The 22,125-nt window shown below is 55.5% G+C and carries 19 protein-coding genes and 1 riboswitch; all 19 genes read left to right on the forward strand.

The features are described 5' to 3' along the window. Positions 1 to 177 precede the first annotated feature (177 nt). Positions 178 to 948, forward strand: coding sequence for an ABC transporter ATP-binding protein (locus CHH67_RS20065; RefSeq protein ID WP_095267156.1), 771 nt, complete (start codon positions 178 to 180; stop codon positions 946 to 948). Then, positions 923 to 2,842, forward strand: a complete 1,920-nt coding sequence (locus CHH67_RS20070; protein WP_095267157.1) for an ABC transporter permease — start codon at positions 923 to 925, stop codon at positions 2,840 to 2,842. The genes CHH67_RS20065 and CHH67_RS20070 overlap by 26 nt, the downstream gene beginning before the upstream one ends. A 101-nt stretch (positions 2,843 to 2,943) precedes the next feature. Further along, entirely contained in the window at positions 2,944 to 3,780 is an 837-nt protein-coding gene (locus tag CHH67_RS20075; RefSeq protein ID WP_095267158.1) for an MBL fold metallo-hydrolase, read from the forward strand. 284 nt (positions 3,781 to 4,064) lie between these two features. Beyond that, positions 4,065 to 6,197, forward strand: a complete 2,133-nt coding sequence (locus CHH67_RS20080) for a DNA topoisomerase III (RefSeq protein WP_095267159.1) — start codon at positions 4,065 to 4,067, stop codon at positions 6,195 to 6,197. Positions 6,198 to 6,408: 211 nt separating this feature from the next. Then, entirely contained in the window at positions 6,409 to 6,546 is a 138-nt protein-coding gene (locus CHH67_RS26295; protein WP_176475592.1) for a hypothetical protein, read from the forward strand. A gap of 260 nt (positions 6,547 to 6,806) precedes the next feature. Then, positions 6,807 to 7,070 carry a DUF1294 domain-containing protein gene (locus CHH67_RS20085; protein WP_095267160.1) on the forward strand — a complete coding sequence of 88 codons (264 nt, stop codon included), beginning with the start codon at positions 6,807 to 6,809 and terminating at the stop codon, positions 7,068 to 7,070. A 98-nt stretch (positions 7,071 to 7,168) separates the two neighbouring features. Beyond that, positions 7,169 to 7,603 (forward strand): universal stress protein, encoded by a 435-nt coding sequence (locus CHH67_RS20090; RefSeq protein WP_095267161.1) that lies wholly within the window; start codon positions 7,169 to 7,171, stop codon positions 7,601 to 7,603. A gap of 351 nt (positions 7,604 to 7,954) precedes the next feature. Next, positions 7,955 to 8,056, forward strand: a riboswitch (purine riboswitch). A 205-nt stretch (positions 8,057 to 8,261) separates the two neighbouring features. After that, on the forward strand, positions 8,262 to 8,747 hold the full coding sequence (gene purE, locus CHH67_RS20095) for a 5-(carboxyamino)imidazole ribonucleotide mutase (RefSeq protein ID WP_095267162.1): 486 nt from the start codon (positions 8,262 to 8,264) through the stop codon (positions 8,745 to 8,747). Next, the gene (gene purK, locus CHH67_RS20100) at positions 8,744 to 9,931 is read left to right on the forward strand and encodes a 5-(carboxyamino)imidazole ribonucleotide synthase (RefSeq protein ID WP_095267163.1); all 1,188 of its coding nucleotides are present in this window, start codon (positions 8,744 to 8,746) and stop codon (positions 9,929 to 9,931) included. The genes purE and purK overlap by 4 nt, the downstream gene beginning before the upstream one ends. A gap of 3 nt (positions 9,932 to 9,934) precedes the next feature. Continuing rightward, entirely contained in the window at positions 9,935 to 11,230 is a 1,296-nt protein-coding gene (purB, locus tag CHH67_RS20105; protein WP_095267164.1) for an adenylosuccinate lyase, read from the forward strand. A 163-nt stretch (positions 11,231 to 11,393) separates the two neighbouring features. Next, positions 11,394 to 12,284 carry a phosphoribosylaminoimidazolesuccinocarboxamide synthase gene (locus CHH67_RS20110; RefSeq protein ID WP_095267165.1) on the forward strand — a complete coding sequence of 297 codons (891 nt, stop codon included), beginning with the start codon at positions 11,394 to 11,396 and terminating at the stop codon, positions 12,282 to 12,284. A 50-nt stretch (positions 12,285 to 12,334) separates the two neighbouring features. Then, a complete protein-coding gene (gene purS, locus CHH67_RS20115; protein ID WP_095267166.1) occupies positions 12,335 to 12,580 on the forward strand; it encodes a phosphoribosylformylglycinamidine synthase subunit PurS in 246 nt (81 codons plus the stop codon). A 4-nt stretch (positions 12,581 to 12,584) separates the two neighbouring features. Then, entirely contained in the window at positions 12,585 to 13,274 is a 690-nt protein-coding gene (purQ, locus tag CHH67_RS20120) for a phosphoribosylformylglycinamidine synthase subunit PurQ (protein WP_095267167.1), read from the forward strand. Beyond that, positions 13,252 to 15,495, forward strand: a complete 2,244-nt coding sequence (gene purL, locus CHH67_RS20125) for a phosphoribosylformylglycinamidine synthase subunit PurL (protein ID WP_095267168.1) — start codon at positions 13,252 to 13,254, stop codon at positions 15,493 to 15,495. Before purQ ends, purL begins: the two co-directional genes overlap by 23 nt. After that, the gene (gene purF, locus CHH67_RS20130) at positions 15,480 to 16,964 is read left to right on the forward strand and encodes an amidophosphoribosyltransferase (protein ID WP_095267169.1); all 1,485 of its coding nucleotides are present in this window, start codon (positions 15,480 to 15,482) and stop codon (positions 16,962 to 16,964) included. The genes purL and purF overlap by 16 nt, the downstream gene beginning before the upstream one ends. A 363-nt stretch (positions 16,965 to 17,327) precedes the next feature. Beyond that, a complete protein-coding gene (gene purM / locus CHH67_RS20135) occupies positions 17,328 to 18,368 on the forward strand; it encodes a phosphoribosylformylglycinamidine cyclo-ligase (protein ID WP_095267170.1) in 1,041 nt (346 codons plus the stop codon). After that, the gene (gene purN / locus CHH67_RS20140; protein ID WP_095267171.1) at positions 18,368 to 18,979 is read left to right on the forward strand and encodes a phosphoribosylglycinamide formyltransferase; all 612 of its coding nucleotides are present in this window, start codon (positions 18,368 to 18,370) and stop codon (positions 18,977 to 18,979) included. The genes purM and purN overlap by 1 nt, the downstream gene beginning before the upstream one ends. A 124-nt stretch (positions 18,980 to 19,103) precedes the next feature. Then, the gene (gene purH, locus CHH67_RS20145; RefSeq protein WP_095267172.1) at positions 19,104 to 20,651 is read left to right on the forward strand and encodes a bifunctional phosphoribosylaminoimidazolecarboxamide formyltransferase/IMP cyclohydrolase; all 1,548 of its coding nucleotides are present in this window, start codon (positions 19,104 to 19,106) and stop codon (positions 20,649 to 20,651) included. Between the two features lie 129 nt (positions 20,652 to 20,780). Then, positions 20,781 to 22,049, forward strand: a complete 1,269-nt coding sequence (gene purD / locus CHH67_RS20150; RefSeq protein ID WP_095267173.1) for a phosphoribosylamine--glycine ligase — start codon at positions 20,781 to 20,783, stop codon at positions 22,047 to 22,049. Positions 22,050 to 22,125: the final 76 nt, after the last annotated feature.

The raw sequence follows: 22,125 nt of genomic DNA on the forward strand, positions 1-22,125 counted from the left end.
ATAGAAGCACTTGCCGCTTGTGATCGCAGCCTTCGGTTGGGAGCCGAGCGGTTTTTGTTGTAATCTTACATCGATGTAAGATTCGCGAAAGAGTGATCGATAGGAGTTCTATCGGGTCTGCTGTACACTGACCATAACCCATATGAAGTTGAAGATGAAGGAAGTGAGGTATGCGTTATGGAAGTGCTGTCTGTTCGCAATCTAGGCAAAATCTATAAAGGCGCGGTATCCCATGAAGCGCTAAGCAATATTAATTTGAGTATAGAAGAGGGGGATTTCGTCGGGATTATGGGCCCTTCCGGGAGCGGCAAAACGACGCTGCTCAACATGATCTCCACCATCGACCGTCCGACCTCTGGCGAGATCCGGATTGGCGAGCAGGACCCGTTCCGTCTCTCGGAGGAGCAACTGGCGATGTTCCGGCGGCGGGAGCTTGGGTTTGTGTTCCAATCGTTCAACCTGCTGAACACGCTCACCGTGAAGGAGAATATCCTGCTTCCCTTGGCCCTGGACGGGATCGCACTGGACGAGATGGAGCGCAGGGTACAGTCACTGGCAGAGAAGCTGGACATCGTCTCCATTCTGAATAAGCGGACCTATGAAATATCCGGGGGGCAGGCTCAGCGAACCGCCGTGGCCAGGGCGATGATTCATGGTCCGAAGCTGATTCTGGCCGATGAACCAACCGGCAATCTGGATTCGAAATCGGCAAGAGACGTCATGGAAATGATGGATCGGCGAAACAAGGAAGACCAGGCGACAATGCTGCTCGTCACCCATGATGCAGTGGCAGCAAGCTACTGCAACCGGGTCATCTTCATCAAGGACGGCCAGCTGTACAACGAAATCACCCGGGGTGATAGCCAGCCGGCTTTCTATCAAAAGATTATCAATGTGTTATCGCTGCTGGGAGGAGAAGGACATGAATTTTCGCCAATTCGCCGTTAACAACGTCCTCCGCAGTAAAAGGACCTATATTGCCCATTTTCTGAGCAGCGCCTTCTCCGTCATGATTTTCTTTGTGTACGGGCTGCTCGCCTTCCACCCGCAGATTGAAGATGGCATCGGCGCCTCTAGCGGCACGCTAAGCATGCTTGGCACGATGGGGATGAACGTCGCTCAATACATCGTCTATATATTTTCGTTTTTCTTCCTGCTGTACTCGGTTGGCGCTTTTATCAAAATCCGAAAAAAAGAATTCGGCATTCTGCTCATTCTCGGCATGTCACGCAAGCAGCTGAACCGGATGCTCTTCATAGAGAACATGCTGATCGGGATGGCCGCCATCGTAGTTGGATTAGGCACCGGCCTATTGTTTGCCAAACTGATCCTGCTGATCAGCGCCAAGGTGATGGCTGTAGATAACGGGCTGCCGTTCTATTTCCCCCTTAAAGCGCTTGTGATTACGGCGGTGTCTTACAGCATATTATTTTTGCTTATTGCGGGATTTTCCTCGGTTATGCTTCGCAAGGGAACGCTGCTGGCGCTGGTGAAAGCGGAGGATGCACCGAAGCCGCAGCCGAAGGCGTCTCCATGGCTGGCGCTGCTGGCGCTGTTGCTGATCGTTACCGGCTATGGGATGGTGATGGTATTTTCGGTGCTGCAAATCTTCTCGTTCCTGCTTCTGCTGGGCGGTGTGGTGCTCGTTATTGGCGGGACTTATTTTCTGTTCACGCAGTTCAGTGTGTATCTCATGCGCTATCTGCAGAACAAAAAGCCATTCTTTTTCCGGCGGACGAACCTGCTGACGATATCTGAGCTTATATACCGGATGAAGGATAATGCGGTGATGTTCTTCCTGGTGTCGGTCATCTCGGCATCGGCTTTTACCGGCATCGGAACGACGCTGGCGATTGGGGATCCCGGCTTGTCGGCCATGGAGAATCCGTATGCGTATACCTACAGTTATTATGAAGAGGAAGCGGACAGAGGAAAGAAGGATCTGGAGATTGTCAGACAGGAGCTGGATAAGGCCGGATTCGCTTATCGCGAAGGGAGCGTTACCCCCGCTTACTCGGATAATGGAATCAAGGTGATCAAGCTCAGCGAATACAACATGCTGGTCGAGTCCCAAGGTTACCCGGCAGAGACGCTGGGAGAAGATGAGGGGATATTAACGCCAGGAACCGTGACGGAAAAAAACAATTACAGAATCAATGGGTTGACGTTCAGCGAGATGGAAATCGATGCTGGAAATGAGAAGGTAGCCGTGGATGTGATCAAAGCGGAGACTTTTATCGCCGTTCCTGATTCCTATGGCGTTATGCTGGTGGTGTCCGACAGTTTGTACGACTGGGTGGCAGCATCGGAGGAATACAGCTCTAGTACCTACCACACGTTTTTTGTGCCGGATTGGAAAGACACCGGCGAGGTTACCCGTACGATCATGAACAGGATGAATGAGAGCGGGGAATACAGCTATTACCTTAAATCATTATATTTGCAGTGGAAAGGTGCGCTGCAGCAAAACGGAATTTTGCTGATCGTCAGCGGTCTGGTCGGGATTGTGTTCTTTACGTTTGCAGCGAGCTTCGTATATTTCAGACTGTATACCGACCTGGCAAGAGACGAGCAGCAGTACAGGATGATCGCCAAGGTGGGGCTCAGCCGGCGGGAGCTTCGAACGATCGTTACCCGTCAGCTGGTGATGATGTTCTTTCTTCCGATGCTGGTCGCCTTGATTCACACCGTGGTAGCCTTTGTTGGACTGCAGCAGCTGGTCGATTTTTCAATCGTAGGTCATTCCGTGAACATATTTATCTTTTTCCTCGGGCTGCAGATTGTGTACTTCCTGGTCACACGCTGGCGCTACCTGAACCGCATGTATCACATCATTCAATGAAATAGGAGGCGGCTTGTTCCTCCATCGCATGTTGAATTTCGCCAAAACGGGTATGTTATTACCATAGCATGCTAATGGAGGAATGGAGGCGCTAAACGGCAATGAATGAACACAGCATATTAAAGACAGGTGCCGTAGAGACGGAGGAGCCTGCTCAGGATCTTCTCTCCCTGCGCACCATGATGGTCAATGTGGTGATGGTCGGGACACCGGGTTCGGGCGATTGGGTGCTCGTGGATACCGGGATCGGCAAATTCGAGGGGTCGATTGCAGAGGAGGCGGAGCGTAGATTCAGCCGTCCACCGGTGTGTATCGTGCTGACACACGGTCATTTTGATCATGTCGGCAATGCGAAGGAGCTGGCGGATCGCTGGGGCGTCAACATTTATATTCATCAGACCGAGCTGCCCTATGTGACCGGACTGAAGGATTACCCTCCCGGTGATCCTACTGTCGGGGGCGGCATGATGGCCAGAGTCGCTCCGGTCTATCCTAACAAGGCGATCGATCTGGGCGAGCGCGTGCTGCCGCTGCCACCAGACGGAAGTGTGCCGGGTCTGCCGGAGTGGCGCTGGATTCCGACCCCGGGGCACAGTCCGGGGCATGTGTCCCTGTTCCGCGAGCGGGATCGGGCGCTGATCGCCGGAGATGCGATCATTACGGTGCAGCAGGAATCGGCGCTGGCCGTCATCCGTCAGGAGAAGGAGCTGCACGGGCCGCCGATGTATTTTACGCCCGATTGGGATGAAGCCCGCAGTTCGGTGCGGCGGCTTGCGGATCTGAACCCGCAGCTCGTGCTGACGGGCCACGGAGTATCGATGGCCGGGCAGGAGCTGACCGATTCCCTGCAGCGGCTGGCCAGGGATTTCAACGAGCTGGCGGTGCCGGAGCACGGCCGGTACGTGCGCCGGGATCTGCGGAGCCAGAAGGAAGAGTAATGAGCAGCCAGAAGGAAGAGTGAGGAGGCGGGCCGCGTGCCCGCCTCTTTGGCGTGCATGGACGGGGAGTGCGTGGATCTGCCGGGTTGCTGGAAAGGGGGCTGTTAGGCTGCTCAAGTATCGCTGTTATGCCCCCCATAACTCCCCCTGCCCCCAACTGTCATGCCTCCCATGCTGTGATATCCTCATTCCCGCATCATGAAATTGATATTGCCAGACGTACGGTTTTGTGGAAACAAACGAAGGGAGGTTATAATAGAAGCAGCAGAGGAAGGGGAGGAAGCATGAAAGTATTGGTACTGGCGGAGAAGCCCTCGGTCGCGAAGGAAATTGCGCGAGTGATGGGCAGCCGCGACAAGCATAAGAGCCATTATGAAGGACCGAAATATGTTGTAACCTGGGCGCTGGGCCATCTGGTCGGACTGGCGGAGCCGGAGGACTATGATAAAAAATATCAGACCTGGGCGCTGGAGGATCTGCCGATTCTCCCGGACAACACCAGGCTGAAGGTGCTGCGCGAAACGAGCCATCAATTCAAAGCGGTGCAGCATCTGATGAAACGCCAGGACATCGGGGAGATGATCATCGCGACGGATGCGGCCCGGGAAGGGGAACTGCTGGCCCGCTGGATTCTGAAAATGGTCAAGTGGAACAAGCCGTTCAAGCGGCTGTGGATCTCGTCCCAGACCGACCGGGCGATTAAGGAAGGCTTCGCGTCGCTCAAGCCGGGAAATCAGTTCGATCGGCTGTATGAATCGGCCCGCTGCCGGGCGGAGGCGGACTGGATGGTCGGGCTGAACGTGACGCGTGCGCTTACGTGCAAGTTTAACGCCCAGCTGTCGGCCGGGCGGGTGCAGACGCCAACGCTGGGCATGATCATGGACCGGGAGAAAGAGATCACGAGCTTCCGCTCCCAGGAATACGAGACGCTGCAGGTTGACCTGGGAAGCTTTGAGGCCTCGTGGCGGGCTGCGGGCGGGGACGCGCGCATCTTCGACAAGGAGCAGGCAGCCAAGCTGAAGCAGAAGCTGGACGGACGCTCTGGGACGATCATCAGTGTGAAAAAGAGTGAGAAAACCGAGCCGCATCCGCTCGCTTACGATTTGACCGAACTGCAGCGGGATGCCAACCGGCGGTTTGGCTTCTCGGCTAAGCAGACGTCGAATGTGCTGCAGCGCCTGTATGAGCAGCACAAGCTGGTCACCTATCCACGCACGGATAGCCGTTATCTGACCTCGGACATGACGAGCACGTTGAAAGAACGGCTCGCGAGCATCGCCGTCGGGCCGTACGCTTCGCTTGCGCGTCCATTGCTGCGCAAGAATCTGAATCCTGGCAAACGGGTCGTCGATGACAGCAAGGTGACCGATCACCATGCCATCATTCCCACCGAGCAGACGGTGCTGCTCAATCAGCTGTCCGCCGATGAACGCAAGCTGTATGACCTGATCGTGCGCCGCTTCATCAGCTTGTTCTATCCGCCGGCCCGCTATGACAACGTGGCGGTGACGGTTGAGATTGAAGGCGAGCGCTTCTATGCGAAAGGGACGACGGTCAAGGACAGCGGCTGGCGTGAAGTGTACGGCGGGGATTATGAGGATGAGTCGGACGAGGAGAACGACGATCCTCACGCGAGCGCGTCCGGCAAGCTGCTGCCTGAGCTGAGCGAGGGCGAGAAGGTCAAGGTGGCCCGCTGTGTGCTTAGACAGGGCCGGACCCAGCCGCCGAAGCGCTATACGGAGGCAGCCCTGCTCGCCCAGATGGAGAAGCACGGACTCGGCACACCGGCGACACGCGCCGATATTATCGAGAAGCTGGTCAGCTCGGATACGATTGAGCGCCAGGGATCGTCCCTGCACCCGACCGGCAAAGGCAAGCAGCTGATCGAGCTCGTTGCGCCCGAGCTGCGCACGCCGCAGCTGACGGCCCGGTGGGAAGCGGAGCTGGAGAAAATCGCGAAAGGGCAAGGCAAACCGGAGCCCTTCTTGAAGGGCATCCGCGAGATGACGGTCAAGCTGGTTACGGAAGTGAAGGGCAGCGATGCCGAATACAAGCCGCATAATCTGTCTCACAGCCACTGTCCGGATTGCGGCACGCGGCTCCTCGAGAAGAAGACGAAGCGCGGCAAGCTGCTGGTCTGTCCGAGCGAGGATTGCGGCTACAAGCGTTCGGGGGAGAAGCGGCTGTCGAACCGCCGCTGCCCGCAGTGTCACAAGAAGATGGAGCTGAAGGAAGGCAAGGCCGGCATGTTCGTGCAGTGTCTTGGCTGCGGCATTACGGAGACGCTGAAAAAGGATGCCAAGCATGTCAACAAGCGCGAGGAACGGAAGCTCGTGCAGCAATACAGCAAGCAAGAGTCGATCGGCTCTAACCTGGGCGAGCTGCTGAAGGCAGCGCTCGAGCAGAAGAAGGAATAGCGGCGCTCGAGGCGGCCATAGGTGCGATAGACACCAGCTCGTTATTGAATACTAGGCTTCGTAAACCGCACAGCACGCGGTTTGCTATAAGAGGAAGAGCCCGGCAATGGACGCACATTGCCGGGCTTTCCTTATAAGTGCAATCTTTTTGTGCCAGAACGGCATAACCTCCGGGCTTAAAGCCCATTCTACGAACAGGAGGTGATTGTGCATGCCGCATCATAAACCGCGCAAGACCGAGAATCAACAGAACAAATCGAGCATTATGGAAGAAAGCAAAACACTGAAACCGAAAAAGGCCGGTGATTATGTGCCAAGCCTGAACGAGATTCCGAAGAACGAGTCCTGATGAGATAAGATCGGATAGCCCAGCTGAACCTGTGCTGTAAGACCGCACGCTAGGGCATCATAAGGTGGATGTCAGTAGGTGATGACCGACCGCCGTCATACAAACAGGGAGTTAGCTGGGTGTTAGCTGGGTGTTCCTTGCTCCCTGGCCCCCGACGAAACGAGCTGCCATTGTTTTGCCGGTTCTGCGGCTCTATAATGAAAGTAATCGTGAATCGGCTGCCTGTCGCAGGCGGCAGGAGGAACAGGGGGCGGGGACTGATGCAGACGGCGCTAATCGTCTGGTTTATATTCATTAATACGGTCACCTATCTGGTCATGTCCGAGGACAAGCGGCGGGCCAGAATGGGCAGGGAGCGGATGCCGGAGCGCACGCTGTTTTTGCTTGCGGCCATCGGCGGCGCGTTAGGCACCTGGATTGCGATGTATCGCAAGCGCCACAAGACAAGGCACCTGTCCTTCAAGATCGGTGTGCCATTGCTGCTATTTTTGAATGCTGTTTTATACGGATACTTCTGGGGATAGGCGCAGCGGGTTTCAATCGCGTGGCCGAAGTTTAAATGATAAGAAAGCTGTTGTCCTTAAGGATTAGATAACCCCGAAGTGAAAAAGAGGTGGCTGTCATGCTGTTTACGAAGATATTGCTGGCATATGACGGTTCGGAAGCCGCAAGTAAAGCGCTGGGACGCGCGATCGAGCTTGCTCAAGCATCGCCGGATGCTGTTCTGGATGTCGTGCATGCGTATGATTATCCTCGATTCTTTATCGGGGAGGCGCTGGCTCCGATTCCCGCGACGCTGAACAAGGATGTGTATGACATCGCGGTGCAGACGGTGGAAGAAGCCAAGAAGCAAGTGCAGCATGCCGGGATTCATGCGAACGTCGAGATGATTCAGGGAGGCCCGGCGGAGGTTATTCTGGAGTATGCGAAGCAGAACGGCTCGGACCTGATCGTGGTCGGCAGCCGGGGGCTTGGCGGCATTCGCGAGTTTGTCCTGGGCAGTGTCAGTCACAATGTCGTCCAGCATGCCACCATCCCTGTATTGGTTGTTAAATAACGAGAGGCGCGATTTAGCGTCTCTTTTCGTATTATCAGGTTAACCAGTTATTTCTGGTTGGCCCTTTTTTATGGGCATTTTACGATGGCGGTAGCCGGTACGGGCTCCCATAGGGCCTCGTTTCCGCCGCCTCGCGCATGCAGTGCCCCTACGGTTTTATTTATCGTTAACATTTTCCATATATGCTGGTCCTATACGTTTCCTTCATATAAGAAGAGATAATCTGGATTTTCGCCAGACACGAACATTGCTATTTTGAGTTAATCAAATGTTCGTGTTTCGGTTGACACTTGGTGTCAGAAATTGATAAACTGAGGATGTTGCGACAGAAAAGTACCAATGAAATCGGAATGATCACATTTAAATATGACTCGTATAAAGCCGGGAATACGGCCCGGAAGTCTCTACCCGAAAACCGTAAATTTTCGGACTACGAGGGAATGAAAGCGGTAAGGCAGGAACGAGGTCTGGCTTCAATCCGCATCGTTACGGCGGATGCACGGATCTTCCTGTTTTTATATTGCCTGCGGGCTGTTTAAGTAAAGACGCTTTCATTCCCGGATTGTCCGAGACCTGAGCTGATGGATGCTGCCTGTGGGATCGGACTTTTTTCTTGAGTATATGGACAAATCATTGAGTCGAAAGCGAGGATTAGAACATGACAGTACAGGTAGGCGTTATTATGGGAAGCCAATCCGATTGGGAAACGATGTCCCATGCGTGTCAGATCCTGGAGGAGCTTGAAATTCCATATGAGAAAAAGGTGGTATCCGCGCATCGGACCCCGGATCTCATGTTCCGATATGCGGAGGAAGCCGAAGGCCGCGGCCTTCGGGTTATCATTGCCGGTGCGGGCGGTGCAGCGCATCTGCCGGGAATGGTGGCTGCCAAGACGCCGCTACCGGTCATCGGTGTGCCGGTACAGTCCAAGTCGCTGAATGGCCTCGATTCGCTGCTGTCGATTGTCCAGATGCCAGGCGGCATTCCGGTCGCCACCGTGGCGATCGGCAAAGCCGGGGCCGTGAATGCCGGGCTGCTGGCTGCACAGATTCTGGGCGCCGCGGATCCGCAGGTTCGCGCCAGAGTACAGGCGCGGCGGGATCGTATTCGCGACGAAGTGCTGGAGGGCAGTGATAACCTATGAGACAGCCATATCAGAATGAGCAGACGGCAGCCGCCAAGCCGCTTCTGCCGGGGACAACGATCGGTGTTCTGGGCGGCGGACAGCTGGGACGGATGATTGCGCTGGAAGGCGTGCGCATGGGCTACTCCTTCGTTACACTGGATCCGGCGCCCCAGTCTCCACTTGGCCAGATCGCAGAGCAGATTACGGCGGCCTATGACGATGTCGAGGCTGCCCGACAGCTGGCGGAGAAGGCGGATGTCATTACGTATGAATTTGAGAATGTGGATGCGAACGTAGCCGCTCTGCTGGAGGAGCAGTCTTATGTGCCGCAGGGCAGCAGGCTGCTGTACACGACCCAGCACCGGCTGCGGGAGAAAGCGGCGATTGAAGCTGCCGGTGTGCCGGTGGCACCTTATCGCCAGATCCGCAGTCTGGAAGAGCTGACCTCGGCGGCGGCGGAGCTGGGCCTGCCGTGTGTGCTGAAGACCGCTACAGGAGGCTACGACGGGAAAGGCCAGGCCGTCATTCGCAGGGAAGAGGAATTGGCCGCCGCTTATGACACGCTGGCTTCGACCGGCGCCGAGCTGGTGCTGGAGAAATTCGTGAAGTTCGCGTGTGAGATTTCCGTCATTGCAGCCCGGACGCCAAGCGGTCGTATCAAAAGCTTCCCGCCGGCAGAAAATGTGCATGTAAACAATATATTGCATCTGTCGATCGTGCCTGCCCGGGTGCCGGACGAGGTGCTGAAACGGGCAACAGAGCTGGCAGAGCGGGTAGCCGCCGGGCTGAACGCGGTGGGGCTGCTGGCTGTGGAGATGTTTGTAACTGAGGAAGGCGAGCTGTATGTGAATGAGCTGGCTCCAAGACCGCATAACTCGGGTCATTACACGATGGAGGCCTGCACGACATCCCAGTTCGAGCAGCATGTCAGAGCGATCTGCGACCTGCCGCTCGGGGAGACAACACTACTCACGCCTGTCGTCATGGTCAATGTGCTTGGCCAGCATCTGGAGGAAGTCATCGGCCGCTTCGGCCAGCCCGATGAGCTTGCCGAAGATCTGGGCATCGTGCCGAAGCTGCATCTGTACGGGAAGAGCGAAGCGAAGGTAAACCGCAAGATGGGACATATCAACCTGCTGTGCGCTGATGTGCAGAGCGGGCTGGATTGGGTAGAGAAAACAAAGATTTGGAGGCAGGATTAAACGATGATTGAACGATACAGCAGAACGGAAATGCGAGCGATATGGACGGAAGAGAACAAGTTTCGGGCATGGCTTGAAGTGGAGCTGTGCGCATGTGAAGCGTGGGCAGAACTCGGTGTGATCCCGAAGGAGGATACGGTCAAGCTCCGCCAGAACGCAAGCTTCAACATAGATCGCATATATGAGATCGAGCAGGAGACGCGCCATGATGTCATTGCCTTCACGCGTGCGGTATCCGAAACGCTGGGCGAGGAACGGAAATGGGTGCATTACGGGCTGACCTCGACGGACGTGGTGGACACCGCGAACGGCTACCTGCTGAAGCAGGCGAATGACATTCTGGAGCAGGACATTCTGCGTTTTATCGGGATTCTGAAGGATAAGGCCATTGCGTACAAACATACGCCGATGATGGGAAGAACGCATGGGGTGCATGCGGAGCCGACAACCTTCGGATTGAAAATGGCCCTGTGGCATGAAGAGATGATCCGCAATCTGGAGCGCTTCCGCCATGCGGCTGACGGCGTTCAGTACGGCAAAATTTCCGGCGCGGTCGGAACCTATGCCAACATCGATCCGTTCGTGGAAGAGTTTGTATGCCGCAAGCTTGGCACCAAGCCGGCTCCAATCTCGACCCAAACGCTGCAGCGTGACCGCCATGCCGAGTATATGGCTACGCTGGCCCTGATCGCGACATCGCTGGAGAAATTTGCAACCGAGATCCGCGCGCTCCAGAAGAGCGAGGTTCGCGAGGTGGAAGAGGCGTTCGCCAAAGGGCAGAAGGGCTCGTCTGCGATGCCGCACAAGCGCAACCCGATCGGCTCCGAGAACATCTCGGGTCTGGCCCGCGTCATTCGCGGCCACATGGTATCGGCTTATGAGAATGTGCCGCTCTGGCATGAACGCGACATTTCCCACTCGTCGGTAGAGCGCATCATTCTGCCGGACGCAACCATGCTGCTGAACTATATGCTGAACCGTTTTGGCAATATTGTTCAGAATCTGACCGTCTTCCCTGAGAATATGAAGCGCAACATGACCCGCACGTTCGGGGTGCCATTCTCCGGCCGCATCATGACCAAGCTGATCGACAAGGGCTTCAGCCGCGAGCAGGCCTACGATACCGTGCAGCCGCGCGCGATGCAGGCTTGGGAGGAGCAGCGTCAGTTCCGCGAGATCGTCGAGGCGACGCCTGAGATTACCGAGGTGCTCAGCCCTGAGGACATCGAGGATGCCTTTAATCCTAGCTGGCATCTGAAGCATGTGGATACGATTTTTGCCAAGCTGGGTCTGGAATAAAACCAAGGGAAACCGATAGATACCACCGCAATTAAGCTGAATGGAACAGATAGATGACCAATTTCGGCTTACGCAGCAATTCCGATACGCCATCGTTCAACTGAAGAATTGGCGGGCGGCTGATGCCAGCTTAGAGGCGCAGCCACCCCAGGGGGAGGAGCACATGACATTACCGGCTTTATCGACCGCAGTCCATCTGATCCAGGCGCCGCTGCTGTATAAAGGCAAGGTTCGCGAGCTGTATGATCTGGGTGAACATGTTCTCATTGTAGTAACGGACCGCATCTCTGCTTTTGATTACGTGCTGGAACCGCCGGTGCCTGCGAAGGGCACGGTGCTGAACAAGCTGAGCGCTTTCTGGTTTGAGCAGACCCGGCATCTGATTCCGAACCATGTCGTGCACACGGATGTGAATCTGCTGGGGGACATCGTCAAGGACAAGGCGCTGCTGGACGGGCGCATCATGGTGTGCCGCAGAGCGGAGCGCATTGACATTGAATGTGTGGTGCGCGGCTACATCACCGGCGGCGGCTGGCGGCAGTACCAGACCTCCGGTGAGGTGAACGGCATTCAGCTGCCGGAGGGCATGCGCAAGAATGCGGCTTTTCCGGAGCCGATCTTCACACCGGCAGCCAAAAATGATGTCGGCCATGACGAGGACATTTCGTTTGAACGCATGAAGGAGCTGGTCGGCGAAGAGCTCGCAGAGCAGCTTCAGGCGAAAAGCCTGGAACTGTACACGTTCGCTCGTGAGTACTGCAGCCGGCACGGCATCATTTTGGCAGATTGCAAGTTTGAATTCGGTCTGCTGGACGGAGAGCTCATCCTGATCGACGAGATCTTCACGCCGGACTCTTCCCGCTTCTGGGACGAGGCGAATTACGCGCTGGACATTGAAATTGACAGCATGGACAAGGAGCCTGTGCGCACCTACCTTGCTTCCTCCGGCTGGGATAAGAACAGCGAGCCCGACCCGCTCCCGCCGCATGTAGTGGAGGAAACGACGCGCCGCTACACCGATATTTACCGCCGTCTTACGGCGGCCAGTCTGTAAGAATCTGAAGCTTGCCATCATTCATATATACCGAGGAGGAACTGGATAAGATGTTGAAAGCAAAGGTTTACGTCACGATTAAGCAGAGCGTATTGGACCCTCAAGGGGTAGCGGTGCAGGGAGCGCTTCATTCGATAGGCTATAAGGAAGTGGAAAGCTTGCGCATCGGTAAATATATGGAGCTTGAGCTGAACACGGACAACCGCGAAGAGGCGGAGCGCCGCGTCAAGGAAATGTGTGAGAAGCTTCTGGCGAATACGGTGGTCGAGAACTACCGGTACGAATTGGAGGGCTAAACGAATGAGATTTGCAGTGCTGGTATTTCCCGGCTCCAACTGTGACATTGACTGCTACAAGGCGGTGGAAGAGACGATCGGCCAGCCGGTGGATTATGTGTGGCATACGGCGACGGATCTCTCCCCTTACGACTGCATTTTGGTACCTGGCGGGTTCTCTTATGGGGATTACCTGCGGTGTGGTGCGATTTCCCGGTTCGCCCCGGTGATGAACGAAGTGGCCAAAGCGGCTGAAGAAGGCAAATATGTACTTGGCATCTGCAACGGATTCCAGATTTTGACGGAGGCAGGACTTCTTCCGGGAGCGCTCCGCCGCAATGAATCGATGAAGTTCCGTTGTCATGACAGTGTGCTTAAGGTAGTCAACAATACGACGCCATTTACACGTGATTATGCAGAGGGACAGGAGATTGTGATCCCGATTGCACATGGCGAGGGCAACTATTACTGTGATGAAGCAACGCTGAAGCAGCTCCGGGACAACCGGCAAATCGTATTTACGTACAAGGATAATCCGAACGGCTCGGTGGCGGATATTGCAGGCATCTGCAACGAGCGCGGCAATGTGATCGGCATGATGCCGCATCCGGAGCGGGCCGTGAGCAGTCTGCTCGGATCGGTCGACGGCAAGGCAATGTTCACATCCATATTACAAGCTTGGAGGGATACTCATGGCGCAGCAAACGTCCGCTAAGGAACCGACCGCAGAGCAGATCGCAGAACATCAGATTTACAAGCAGATGGGAGTTTCGGACAGCGAGTATGAGCTGATCTGTTCCTTCATGGGACGCAAGCCGAATTACACGGAAATCGGCGTGTTCAGTGTCATGTGGTCCGAGCATTGCGCTTATAAAAATTCCAAGCCGCTGCTCCGCCGCTTTCCGACAAGCGGTCCGCGCGTCCTGATGGGACCTGGTGAAGGCGCAGGGATTGTAGATATCGGCGACAATCAGGCCGTTGTATTTAAAATTGAGAGCCATAACCACCCTTCGGCAGTCGAGCCATACCAAGGCGCAGCGACAGGTGTCGGCGGCATCATCCGCGACATCTTCTCGATGGGAGCAAGACCGGTAGCGATCCTCAACTCGCTTCGCTTCGGCAAGCTGGAGAGCGACCGGGTGAAATATTTGTTCGAGCATGTCGTATCCGGCATCGCCGGTTACGGGAACTGTATCGGCATTCCGACTGTCGGAGGGGAAGTGGTGTTTGACGAGAGTTATGAAGGCAACCCGCTGGTCAACGCGATGTGTGTCGGCATTATCGAGCATGACAAAATTCAGCGCGGCGTGGCCAAAGGGGTCGGCAATCCGGTCTTCTACGTAGGTCCTCCTACGGGCCGGGACGGCATTCACGGAGCGACCTTTGCCTCCGTCGAGCTGACCGAGGAATCGGAAGCGAACCGGACAGCGGTTCAGGTTGGCGATCCGTTCATGGAGAAGCTGGTCATGGAAGCATGCCTGGAACTGATTAACTCGGGCATTGTGCTCGGCATTCAGGATATGGGCGCCGCAGGCTTAACCTGCTCCAGCGCCGAGATGGCGAGCAAGGCCGGCAACGGGCTTGAGCTGTACCTGGATCAGGTGCCGCAGCGCGAGGAAGGCATGACGCCTTATGAAATGATGCTGTCCGAGTCCCAGGAGCGCATGCTGTTTGTCGTAGAGCCGCGGCATGAGGCGCAGGCGCGCGAAATTTTCGAGCGCTGGGGCGTCATCTGCGCCAAAGTCGGCAAAGTAACCGACGATGGACGTCTGAAGCTGTTCCATCACGGCGAAGTGGTTGGCGACATGCCGGTCAAAGCGCTGGTGGACGAGTGCCCGATCTACAACAAGCCGTCTGAGGTTCCTGCCTATTACAAGGAGCAGGCTTCTGTCGACACGCTGCGTTATGAGGAAGTGAAGGATCTGGGCGGCGCCCTCAAGAAGGTGCTCGGTTCCCCGAGCCTGGCAAGCAAAGCCTGGGTCTATAACCAATATGACTATATGGTTCGCACCAGCACGGCCGTTCGTCCGGGTTCGGACGCAGCGGTAGTGACCGTTGAAGGTACGCGCAAGGCGCTGGCGATGACGACGGATTGCAACGGGCGTTATGTATATCTGGATCCGGAGCTGGGCGGCAAAATTGCAGTCAGCGAAGCGGCGCGCAACATTGTATGCTCAGGCGCCGAGCCGCTGGCGATTACGGACAACCTGAACTTCGGCAGTCCGGAGAAGCCGGATATTTTCTGGCAGATGGAACAAGCGGTGGACGGCATGGCGGAAGCCTGCCGCGAGCTGGAGACGCCGGTTATCGGCGGCAACGTCAGCCTGTACAACGAGAATGCCAAAGGCGCGATCTACCCGACACCGGTGGTTGGTATGGTCGGCTTGATCCACGATACGGATCATATTACAACCCAAGGCTTTAAAGCCGAAGGCGACCTTGTTTATGTGCTCGGTGAGACTTATGCAGAGCTTGGCGGCAGTGAGTTCCAGGCTGTTGTGCACGGCGTGTCCGAAGGCAGACCGCCTCAGCTTGATCTTGCTACCGAGAAGAAACTGCTTTCCGCTGTGCTGAAGGCGATTCAGTCCGGATTGGTGCAATCCGCACATGACGTGTCCGAAGGCGGGCTTGCGGCTGCGCTTGCCGAGAGCTGCATCAGCGGCAATGTCGGCGCATCGATTGCGCTGGCAAGTGAGCTGCGGAGTGATATTATGCTCTTCAGCGAAAGCCAGTCCCGCATCGTGCTATCCATTTCGCCGGATCACAAAAATTCGTTTGAACAGCTGGTGCAGGAAGCGGGTGTGCCATTTACCCCAGTAGGTCTGGTCGGAGGAAACAAGCTTAGCATTACGATTAACGGTGCTTCTGCGCTGGAAGAATCCGTGGAGGCTTTGAAATCCGTCTGGGAGGATGCCATTCCATGTCTCATGAACTGATACCCGATGCACTGTGGACAGGGGATTACTATAATGAGGGAACAGGTCGAAGCGACATTTTTGATACGTTAAAAGAAGAGTGCGGCGTTTTCGGGGTGTTTGGACACCCTGACGCCGCCTCCCTTTCCTATTACGGCCTTCACGCGCTTCAGCACCGCGGTGAGGAGAGCGCAGGAATCTGCGTATCGGATGGGGAAGGCGAGGATTTCAATTATCATCGCGGCATGGGACTGGTCAAGGAAGTGTTTGACCGGGATAAGCTGGAGTCGCTGAAGGGGAGCATGTCGATTGGGCATGTTCGTTATTCCACCAGCGGAGACAGCCGACTTGCGAACGCCCAGCCGCTCGTATTCAAATATCGGGAAGGCAATCTGGCGATTGCGACCAACGGCAATATCGTGAATGAGCCTAAGCTGCGGCGGGAGCTGGAGCAGCAGGGCTCAATCTTTCAGACGACGAGCGATACCGAGGTGATTGCGCATTTGATTGCGCGCTCGCCGAAGGATTTTGTCGAGGCAGCCAAGGATGCGCTGCAGCGTTTGGTGGGCGGATTTGCTTTTCTGCTCATGACGAATGACAGGCTTCTCGTCGCTTCCGATCCGAACGGACTTCGTCCGCTGACGATGGGACGCTTGGGGGATGCATATGTATTCGCATCCGAGACCTGTGCGTTTGAAGTGATTGGGGCGGAGACCGTTCGGGATATTGCCCCAGGGGAACTGCTGATTCTCGACAAGGATGGCTTGCGCGAAGAGCGTTACACCTCTCCGGGGCGCAAGGCGCTCTGTGCGATGGAGTACATTTACTTCTCCCGGCCTGACAGTGATCTGAACGGCTCCAATCTGCACTCGGCCCGCAAACGGATGGGCAGCCGGATGGCGATTGAATCCTTTGTCGATGCGGATGTGGTGACCGGCGTGCCGGATTCCAGCATCTCGGCGGCCATCGGCTATGCTGAGCAGACGGGCATTCCGTACGAGCTTGGCCTGATCAAAAATAAATATACCGGCCGGACCTTCATCCAGCCAAGCCAGGAGCTGCGCGAACAGGGCGTCAAGATGAAGCTGAGCGCCGTGCGCCGGGTGGTTGAAGGCAAACGCGTGGTCATGATCGATGACTCCATCGTGCGGGGCACGACCTCTCGCCGGATCGTCAATCTGCTGAGGGAGGCGGGAGCGACCGAGGTGCATGTGCGCATTACGTCGCCTCCGTTCAAGAATCCTTGCTTCTACGGTATCGATACGCCGGATCGCAAGGAGCTGATCGCTTCCTCCAAAACGGTGGAAGAGATTTGCCAGGAAATAAATGCCGATTCGCTCTCCTTCCTGAGTCCTGAAGGGCTGATTACAGCGATCGGAGGCTATGATGAGGCCAGTTTCAAAGGTGGACTGTGCCTGGCCTGCTTTGACAATGATTACCCGACCCCGGTTGATTTCGGCGGCGACGAGAAGATGAGCTGCAGCTGCTGATCCTCCTGTAGTGCACCCGGGTCGTGTGTGGCCTGCGGATTAAAGGTTTGTGCGCGGTTTGTGCGAATCATCGTACAAACCCAGGCACAATGCTTGATTTAGATGTTAAGCGGGTGAAGGATTGGATGAATGCAGCGCATGACCCCGTGAGCTTACGGAGCCCGGTGAAAGGTTAAGCCCGTGAAATATACAGTGTACAAAGCACAGTGACCCTAAGCGGCAAGTTATCGAGTATCTCAAGCGCCTGGGGCGCTATATAGACGAAGAGTTAAGCAAATTGCTGATTCATCAGATGAAATATATCAGGATGTTGGACGATTTCGATCACCGATGTTCTCAATAAGCTAAAGGAGTGTTGAGCTCGTGTCGGATACTTATAAAAACGCAGGCGTGGATATCGCAGCGGGCAATGAAGCCGTAGAGCGGATGAAGAAGCATGTCAAAACGACGTTCAGGCCGGAGGTCATGACCGATCTGGGCGGGTTTGGCGCGCTGTTCAAGCTGAATAAGGATTTATATGAAGAGCCGGTGCTTGTTTCCGGCACGGACGGGGTTGGTACCAAGCTGAAGCTTGCTTTTGCGATGGACCGGCATGACACGATCGGCATCGATGCGGTGGCGATGTGTGTCAACGACGTTGTCGTGCAGGGGGCAGAGCCGCTCTTTTTTCTCGATTATTTGGCCTGTGACAAAGTCATCCCTGCCAAAATCGAAGCGATTGTCAAAGGCATTGCGGACGGATGCAATCAGGCTGGCTGCTCGCTGATCGGTGGCGAAACCGCTGAAATGCCGGGCATGTACAGTGAAGGCGAGTATGATATCGCCGGCTTTACCGTTGGTATTGTGGACCGTAAGAAAATGATCAACGGATCAAGCATTGGGGCAGGCGACACGGTCATCGGACTGGCATCCAGCGGCGTGCACAGCAATGGCTTCTCGCTTGTGCGCAAGCTGCTGCTGGAGCAATGCGGCTATTCGCTGGAGCAGGAGCTTCCAGAGCTTGGCGGTCGGCTGGGTGATGTGCTGCTGGCGCCAACGAGAATCTATGTGAAACCGCTGCTCGGTTTAATGAAGGAGATCGAGGTCAAAGGCATGGCGCATATTACAGGAGGCGGATTTATTGAGAATATTCCGCGCATGCTGCCAGAGAACGTCAATGTCGACATCGATTACGGCTCCTGGCCGATTCTGCCGATTTTCCAGCTGATGCAGGAGAAGGGCAGCATCTCGAACCGCGATATGTTTACGACATTTAATATGGGGATCGGGATGGTGCTTGTCGTTAAGGAGCAGGATGCCGAGACTGCGCTTCAATCTCTGCGTGCTGCAGGGGAAGAAGCGTATGTGATCGGGCGTGTGACATCCGGAGAGCAGAAGGTTACCTTTACGGGGGCTGAAGTATAATGAGCGCGTATCGGATCGCGGTGTTCGCTTCCGGCAGAGGCAGCAATTTTCAGGCTTTGGTGGACGCGCAGCGAGCTGGTGTTCTCGGCGGCGACATCTGTGTTCTGGTCTGTGACAAACCGCAAGCGCCGGTCGTCGGACTGGCGCAGGCTGCGGGGGTGGACACCTATGTGTTTCAGCCGAAGGATTACGCCTCGAAGGAGGACTATGAACGCGGGGTCGCTGCGGAGCTTGCGCGAAAAGGCGTTCAATTGATTGTGCTGGCTGGTTATATGCGGCTGCTGAGCCCTGTGCTTGTCGAAGCCTACAGCGGTAAGATCATCAATATTCACCCCTCGCTGCTTCCGGCATTTCCAGGCAAGGATGCGATCGGACAAGCGCTGCAATACGGTGTGAAAGTGACCGGCGTTACCGTTCACTTTGTGGATGGCGGTATGGATACGGGGCCGGTGATCGCGCAGCGGGCGGTCGAAGTGCTGGCTGGTGATGATGCTGAAACTTTGGCCCAGCGAATTCATGCGGTGGAGCAGAAGCTATATCCTGAGGTCGTGTCCTGGTTTACCGGAGGCCGGGTATCGCTTGATGGGCGTAAGGTGACGATTGTGGAATAATCGACATGTTCGATATTTCTCGGGAAATATTTTTAACCGTTCGGTTTATCGACAGCATCTGTGAGCATGAACGGCATGAGATTGCAAAACAACGGATTTTTCATTCCATATAGGAGGTATAGACGTGGGAATCAAACGAGCATTGGTCAGTGTTTCGGATAAAACAGGGATCGTGGAATTTTGCCGTGAACTGTCTGCACTAGGGGTGGAGATTATTTCGACAGGAGGCACCAAGAGCCTCTTAGCCAAAGAAGGGGTGCCGGTAATCGGGATTTCGGACGTAACTGGGTTCCCGGAGATTTTGGATGGCCGGGTGAAAACATTGCATCCTGCCGTTCATAGCGGCTTGCTGGCGATCCGTGACAGTGAAGAGCATCAGCGGCAAATGCAGGAGCTGGGCCTGGATTATATCGACCTTGTGGTGGTGAATCTGTACCCGTTCCAGGAGACGATTGCCAAGCCTGACGTGGCCTACGAGGATGCGATTGAGAATATCGACATTGGCGGCCCGACGATGCTGCGTTCGGCTGCAAAAAACCACGCATTTGTCAGTGTTGTTGTCGATGCGGCGGATTATGGCACGGTCATTGAGGAAATTCGCAGTGCCGGAGACACGACGCTTGAAACGCGCAAGCGGCTTGCGGCCAAAGTGTTCCGTCACACAGGCGCGTATGACACGCTCATTTCCGAGTATTTGTCGAATGTGACCGGCGATCCGCTGCCTGAGCGTTTCAGCGTTACTTATGAGAAGATCCAGGATCTTCGCTACGGGGAGAATCCGCATCAAAAGGCAGCCTTTTACAAGAAGCCGCTTGCTCCGGCCGGCACGCTGACAACCGCTGAGCAGCTTCATGGCAAAGAGCTGTCCTACAACAACATCAATGATGCGAATGCCGCGCTGCAAATTGTCAAAGAATTTGACGAGCCCGCTGTCGTTGCCGTGAAGCATATGAATCCATGCGGAGTCGGTATCGGAAACAATGTGCTGGAGGCATACCAGAAAGCTTATGACGCTGATCCGGTATCGATCTTTGGCGGGATTGTGGCTGCCAACCGTACGATTGATGCACCGACGGCCGAGCTGCTGAAGGAGATTTTCCTTGAGATTATTCTTGCGCCGGATTTCACCCCGGAAGCGCTTGAAATTCTGACCAAGAAGAAGAATATCCGTCTGCTCAAGATGGGTGAATTCGCCTCGGCTAAAGAACGGAAAAGCACGCTGGCGGTTACAACCATCGAAGGCGGCATGATTGTGCAGGAGAGCGATGTGCATTCCCTCGATCCGGCGGATCTGAAGGTGGTTACCGATCGCGAGCCTACGGAGGCGGAGCTGAAACAGCTGCTGTTCGGCTGGAAGGTTGTAAAACACGTGAAATCGAACGCCATTGTGCTTGCGGCCGATAATATGACGATTGGCGTGGGCGCAGGACAGATGAACCGCGTCGGCGCTGCCCGTATCGCTATCGAGCAAGCCGGTGAGAAATCCAAGGGAGCTGTGCTGGCATCCGATGCGTTCTTCCCGATGGGAGATACGGTTGAGCTTGCGGCGAAAGCCGGCATTACGGCCATCATTCAGCCTGGCGGTTCCATCAAGGACGAGGAATCTATCAAGGCCGCCAATGAGCATGGCATTGCTATGGTGTTCACGGGCGTGCGTCATTTCAAACACTAATGAGCACACATCGCCCATATGAACCGTGGGAGTTCCTTTTAATACATGAATCATTCAGCCCGTGAATGATGCGATGCGGCTGATGGATCGATCCGATCCGAAGATTTTAATATGAACCGGAGGTAGAGCATGGACATTTTGGTTATCGGAGGCGGAGGACGCGAGCATGCCATCGTATGGGCGCTGTCCAAAAGCCCGAAAGCGGGAACGATCTATTGCGCACCAGGCAATGCGGGGATTGCCCAGTTGGCACAGTGCGTGCCGATTGCCGTCTCGGAGTTTGACAAGCTTACGGCTTTTGCAGCGGAGAAGCAGGTGGGACTGGTCGTAGTCGGACCGGATGATCCGCTTGCTGACGGCATCGTTGATGCGTTTGACGCAACAGGCATTCCTGTCTTCGGCCCCCGGAAAAATGCCGCTGAGATTGAAGGCAGCAAAACCTTCATGAAGGATCTGCTGCAGAAATACAGCATTCCGACGGCGGCTTATCAGAAGTTTGACAACTATGACGATGCGCTGGCTTATCTAAGGCAGCAGAAAGCGCCTATTGTCATTAAGGCCGACGGTCTGGCGGCTGGCAAAGGGGTTACCGTTGCTCGTACGATGGAGGAGGCCGAGGAGGCGCTCCATAATATGATGCAGTCGAAAGTGTTCGGTGAGGCCGGCAGCCGGGTTGTCATCGAGGAATTCCTGGAAGGGCAGGAGATGTCGATTCTGGCCTTCGTTGACGGAGAGACAGTGAAGCCGATGTCTGCGGCCCAGGATCATAAGCCGGTATATGACGGGGATAAGGGGCCGAACACGGGCGGTATGGGAACCTACTCCCCGCTGCCTCATATCGATCCAAGCATCATTGAGGAAGCGGTTGAGACGATTATTAAGCCGACCGCGAAGGCGATGGTTGCGGAAGGTCGTCCGTTCCGCGGCGTCCTGTTCGCCGGACTGATGATTACGCCGGACGGCAAGCCGAAGACGATTGAGTTCAATGCCCGATTCGGCGATCCGGAGACGCAGGTCGTGCTCCCGCGTCTCAAGACCGATCTGCTGGAGGTATTCCTTGCAGCAGTGGAAGGCAGACTGGATGAGCTGGAGCTGGAATGGAGCGATGAAGCGGCCGTCTGTGTCATTCTCGCATCCGGCGGTTATCCGGCTTCGTATCCTAAGGGGCTGCCGATTACCGACCTAGAGCAGGAGACGGAGCATACCCTGGTCTTCCATGCCGGCACCTCCCGGGATGAGGATGGCACGTGGAGAACGAACGGCGGACGGGTATTGGGTGTCGTCGGCCTCGGTCCGGACATTGAGGCTGCGCGTGCGATTGCCTATCAGCGTGCGGAGCAGATCCAATTTGAAGGGAAGCACTGCCGGTCGGATATTGCGCTGAAAGCGTTGGTATAATTATTGGCAGTAATAGAAAATGATAAAAAAGAGGAGCTCTCATTAATGGGAGCTCCTTTATATTAGACTATTATAT

It is taken from the genome of Paenibacillus campinasensis (genome assembly GCF_002272015.1).
Classification (GTDB): domain Bacteria; phylum Bacillota; class Bacilli; order Paenibacillales; family Paenibacillaceae; genus Paenibacillus_AQ; species Paenibacillus_AQ campinasensis.

Excerpts from the sequence above, each read along its gene's own strand:
- purD (WP_095267173.1), top strand. The coding sequence starts at position 20,781 with ATGGACATTTTGGTTATCGGAGGCGGAGGACGCGAGCATGCCATCGTA.
- CHH67_RS20080 (WP_095267159.1), top strand. The coding sequence starts at position 4,065 with ATGAAAGTATTGGTACTGGCGGAGAAGCCCTCGGTCGCGAAGGAAATT.
- purK (WP_095267163.1), top strand. The coding sequence starts at position 8,744 with ATGAGACAGCCATATCAGAATGAGCAGACGGCAGCCGCCAAGCCGCTT.
- purQ (WP_095267167.1), top strand. The coding sequence starts at position 12,585 with ATGAGATTTGCAGTGCTGGTATTTCCCGGCTCCAACTGTGACATTGAC.
- purB (WP_095267164.1), top strand. The coding sequence starts at position 9,935 with ATGATTGAACGATACAGCAGAACGGAAATGCGAGCGATATGGACGGAA.
- CHH67_RS20075 (WP_095267158.1), top strand. The coding sequence starts at position 2,944 with ATGAATGAACACAGCATATTAAAGACAGGTGCCGTAGAGACGGAGGAG.
- purN (WP_095267171.1), top strand. The coding sequence starts at position 18,368 with ATGAGCGCGTATCGGATCGCGGTGTTCGCTTCCGGCAGAGGCAGCAAT.
- CHH67_RS26295 (WP_176475592.1), top strand. The coding sequence starts at position 6,409 with ATGCCGCATCATAAACCGCGCAAGACCGAGAATCAACAGAACAAATCG.
- purE (WP_095267162.1), top strand. The coding sequence starts at position 8,262 with ATGACAGTACAGGTAGGCGTTATTATGGGAAGCCAATCCGATTGGGAA.
- purF (WP_095267169.1), top strand. The coding sequence starts at position 15,480 with ATGTCTCATGAACTGATACCCGATGCACTGTGGACAGGGGATTACTAT.
- CHH67_RS20090 (WP_095267161.1), top strand. The coding sequence starts at position 7,169 with ATGCTGTTTACGAAGATATTGCTGGCATATGACGGTTCGGAAGCCGCA.
- CHH67_RS20065 (WP_095267156.1), top strand. The coding sequence starts at position 178 with ATGGAAGTGCTGTCTGTTCGCAATCTAGGCAAAATCTATAAAGGCGCG.
- CHH67_RS20085 (WP_095267160.1), top strand. The coding sequence starts at position 6,807 with ATGCAGACGGCGCTAATCGTCTGGTTTATATTCATTAATACGGTCACC.
- purL (WP_095267168.1), top strand. The coding sequence starts at position 13,252 with ATGGCGCAGCAAACGTCCGCTAAGGAACCGACCGCAGAGCAGATCGCA.
- CHH67_RS20070 (WP_095267157.1), top strand. The coding sequence starts at position 923 with ATGAATTTTCGCCAATTCGCCGTTAACAACGTCCTCCGCAGTAAAAGG.
- CHH67_RS20110 (WP_095267165.1), top strand. The coding sequence starts at position 11,394 with ATGACATTACCGGCTTTATCGACCGCAGTCCATCTGATCCAGGCGCCG.
- purS (WP_095267166.1), top strand. The coding sequence starts at position 12,335 with ATGTTGAAAGCAAAGGTTTACGTCACGATTAAGCAGAGCGTATTGGAC.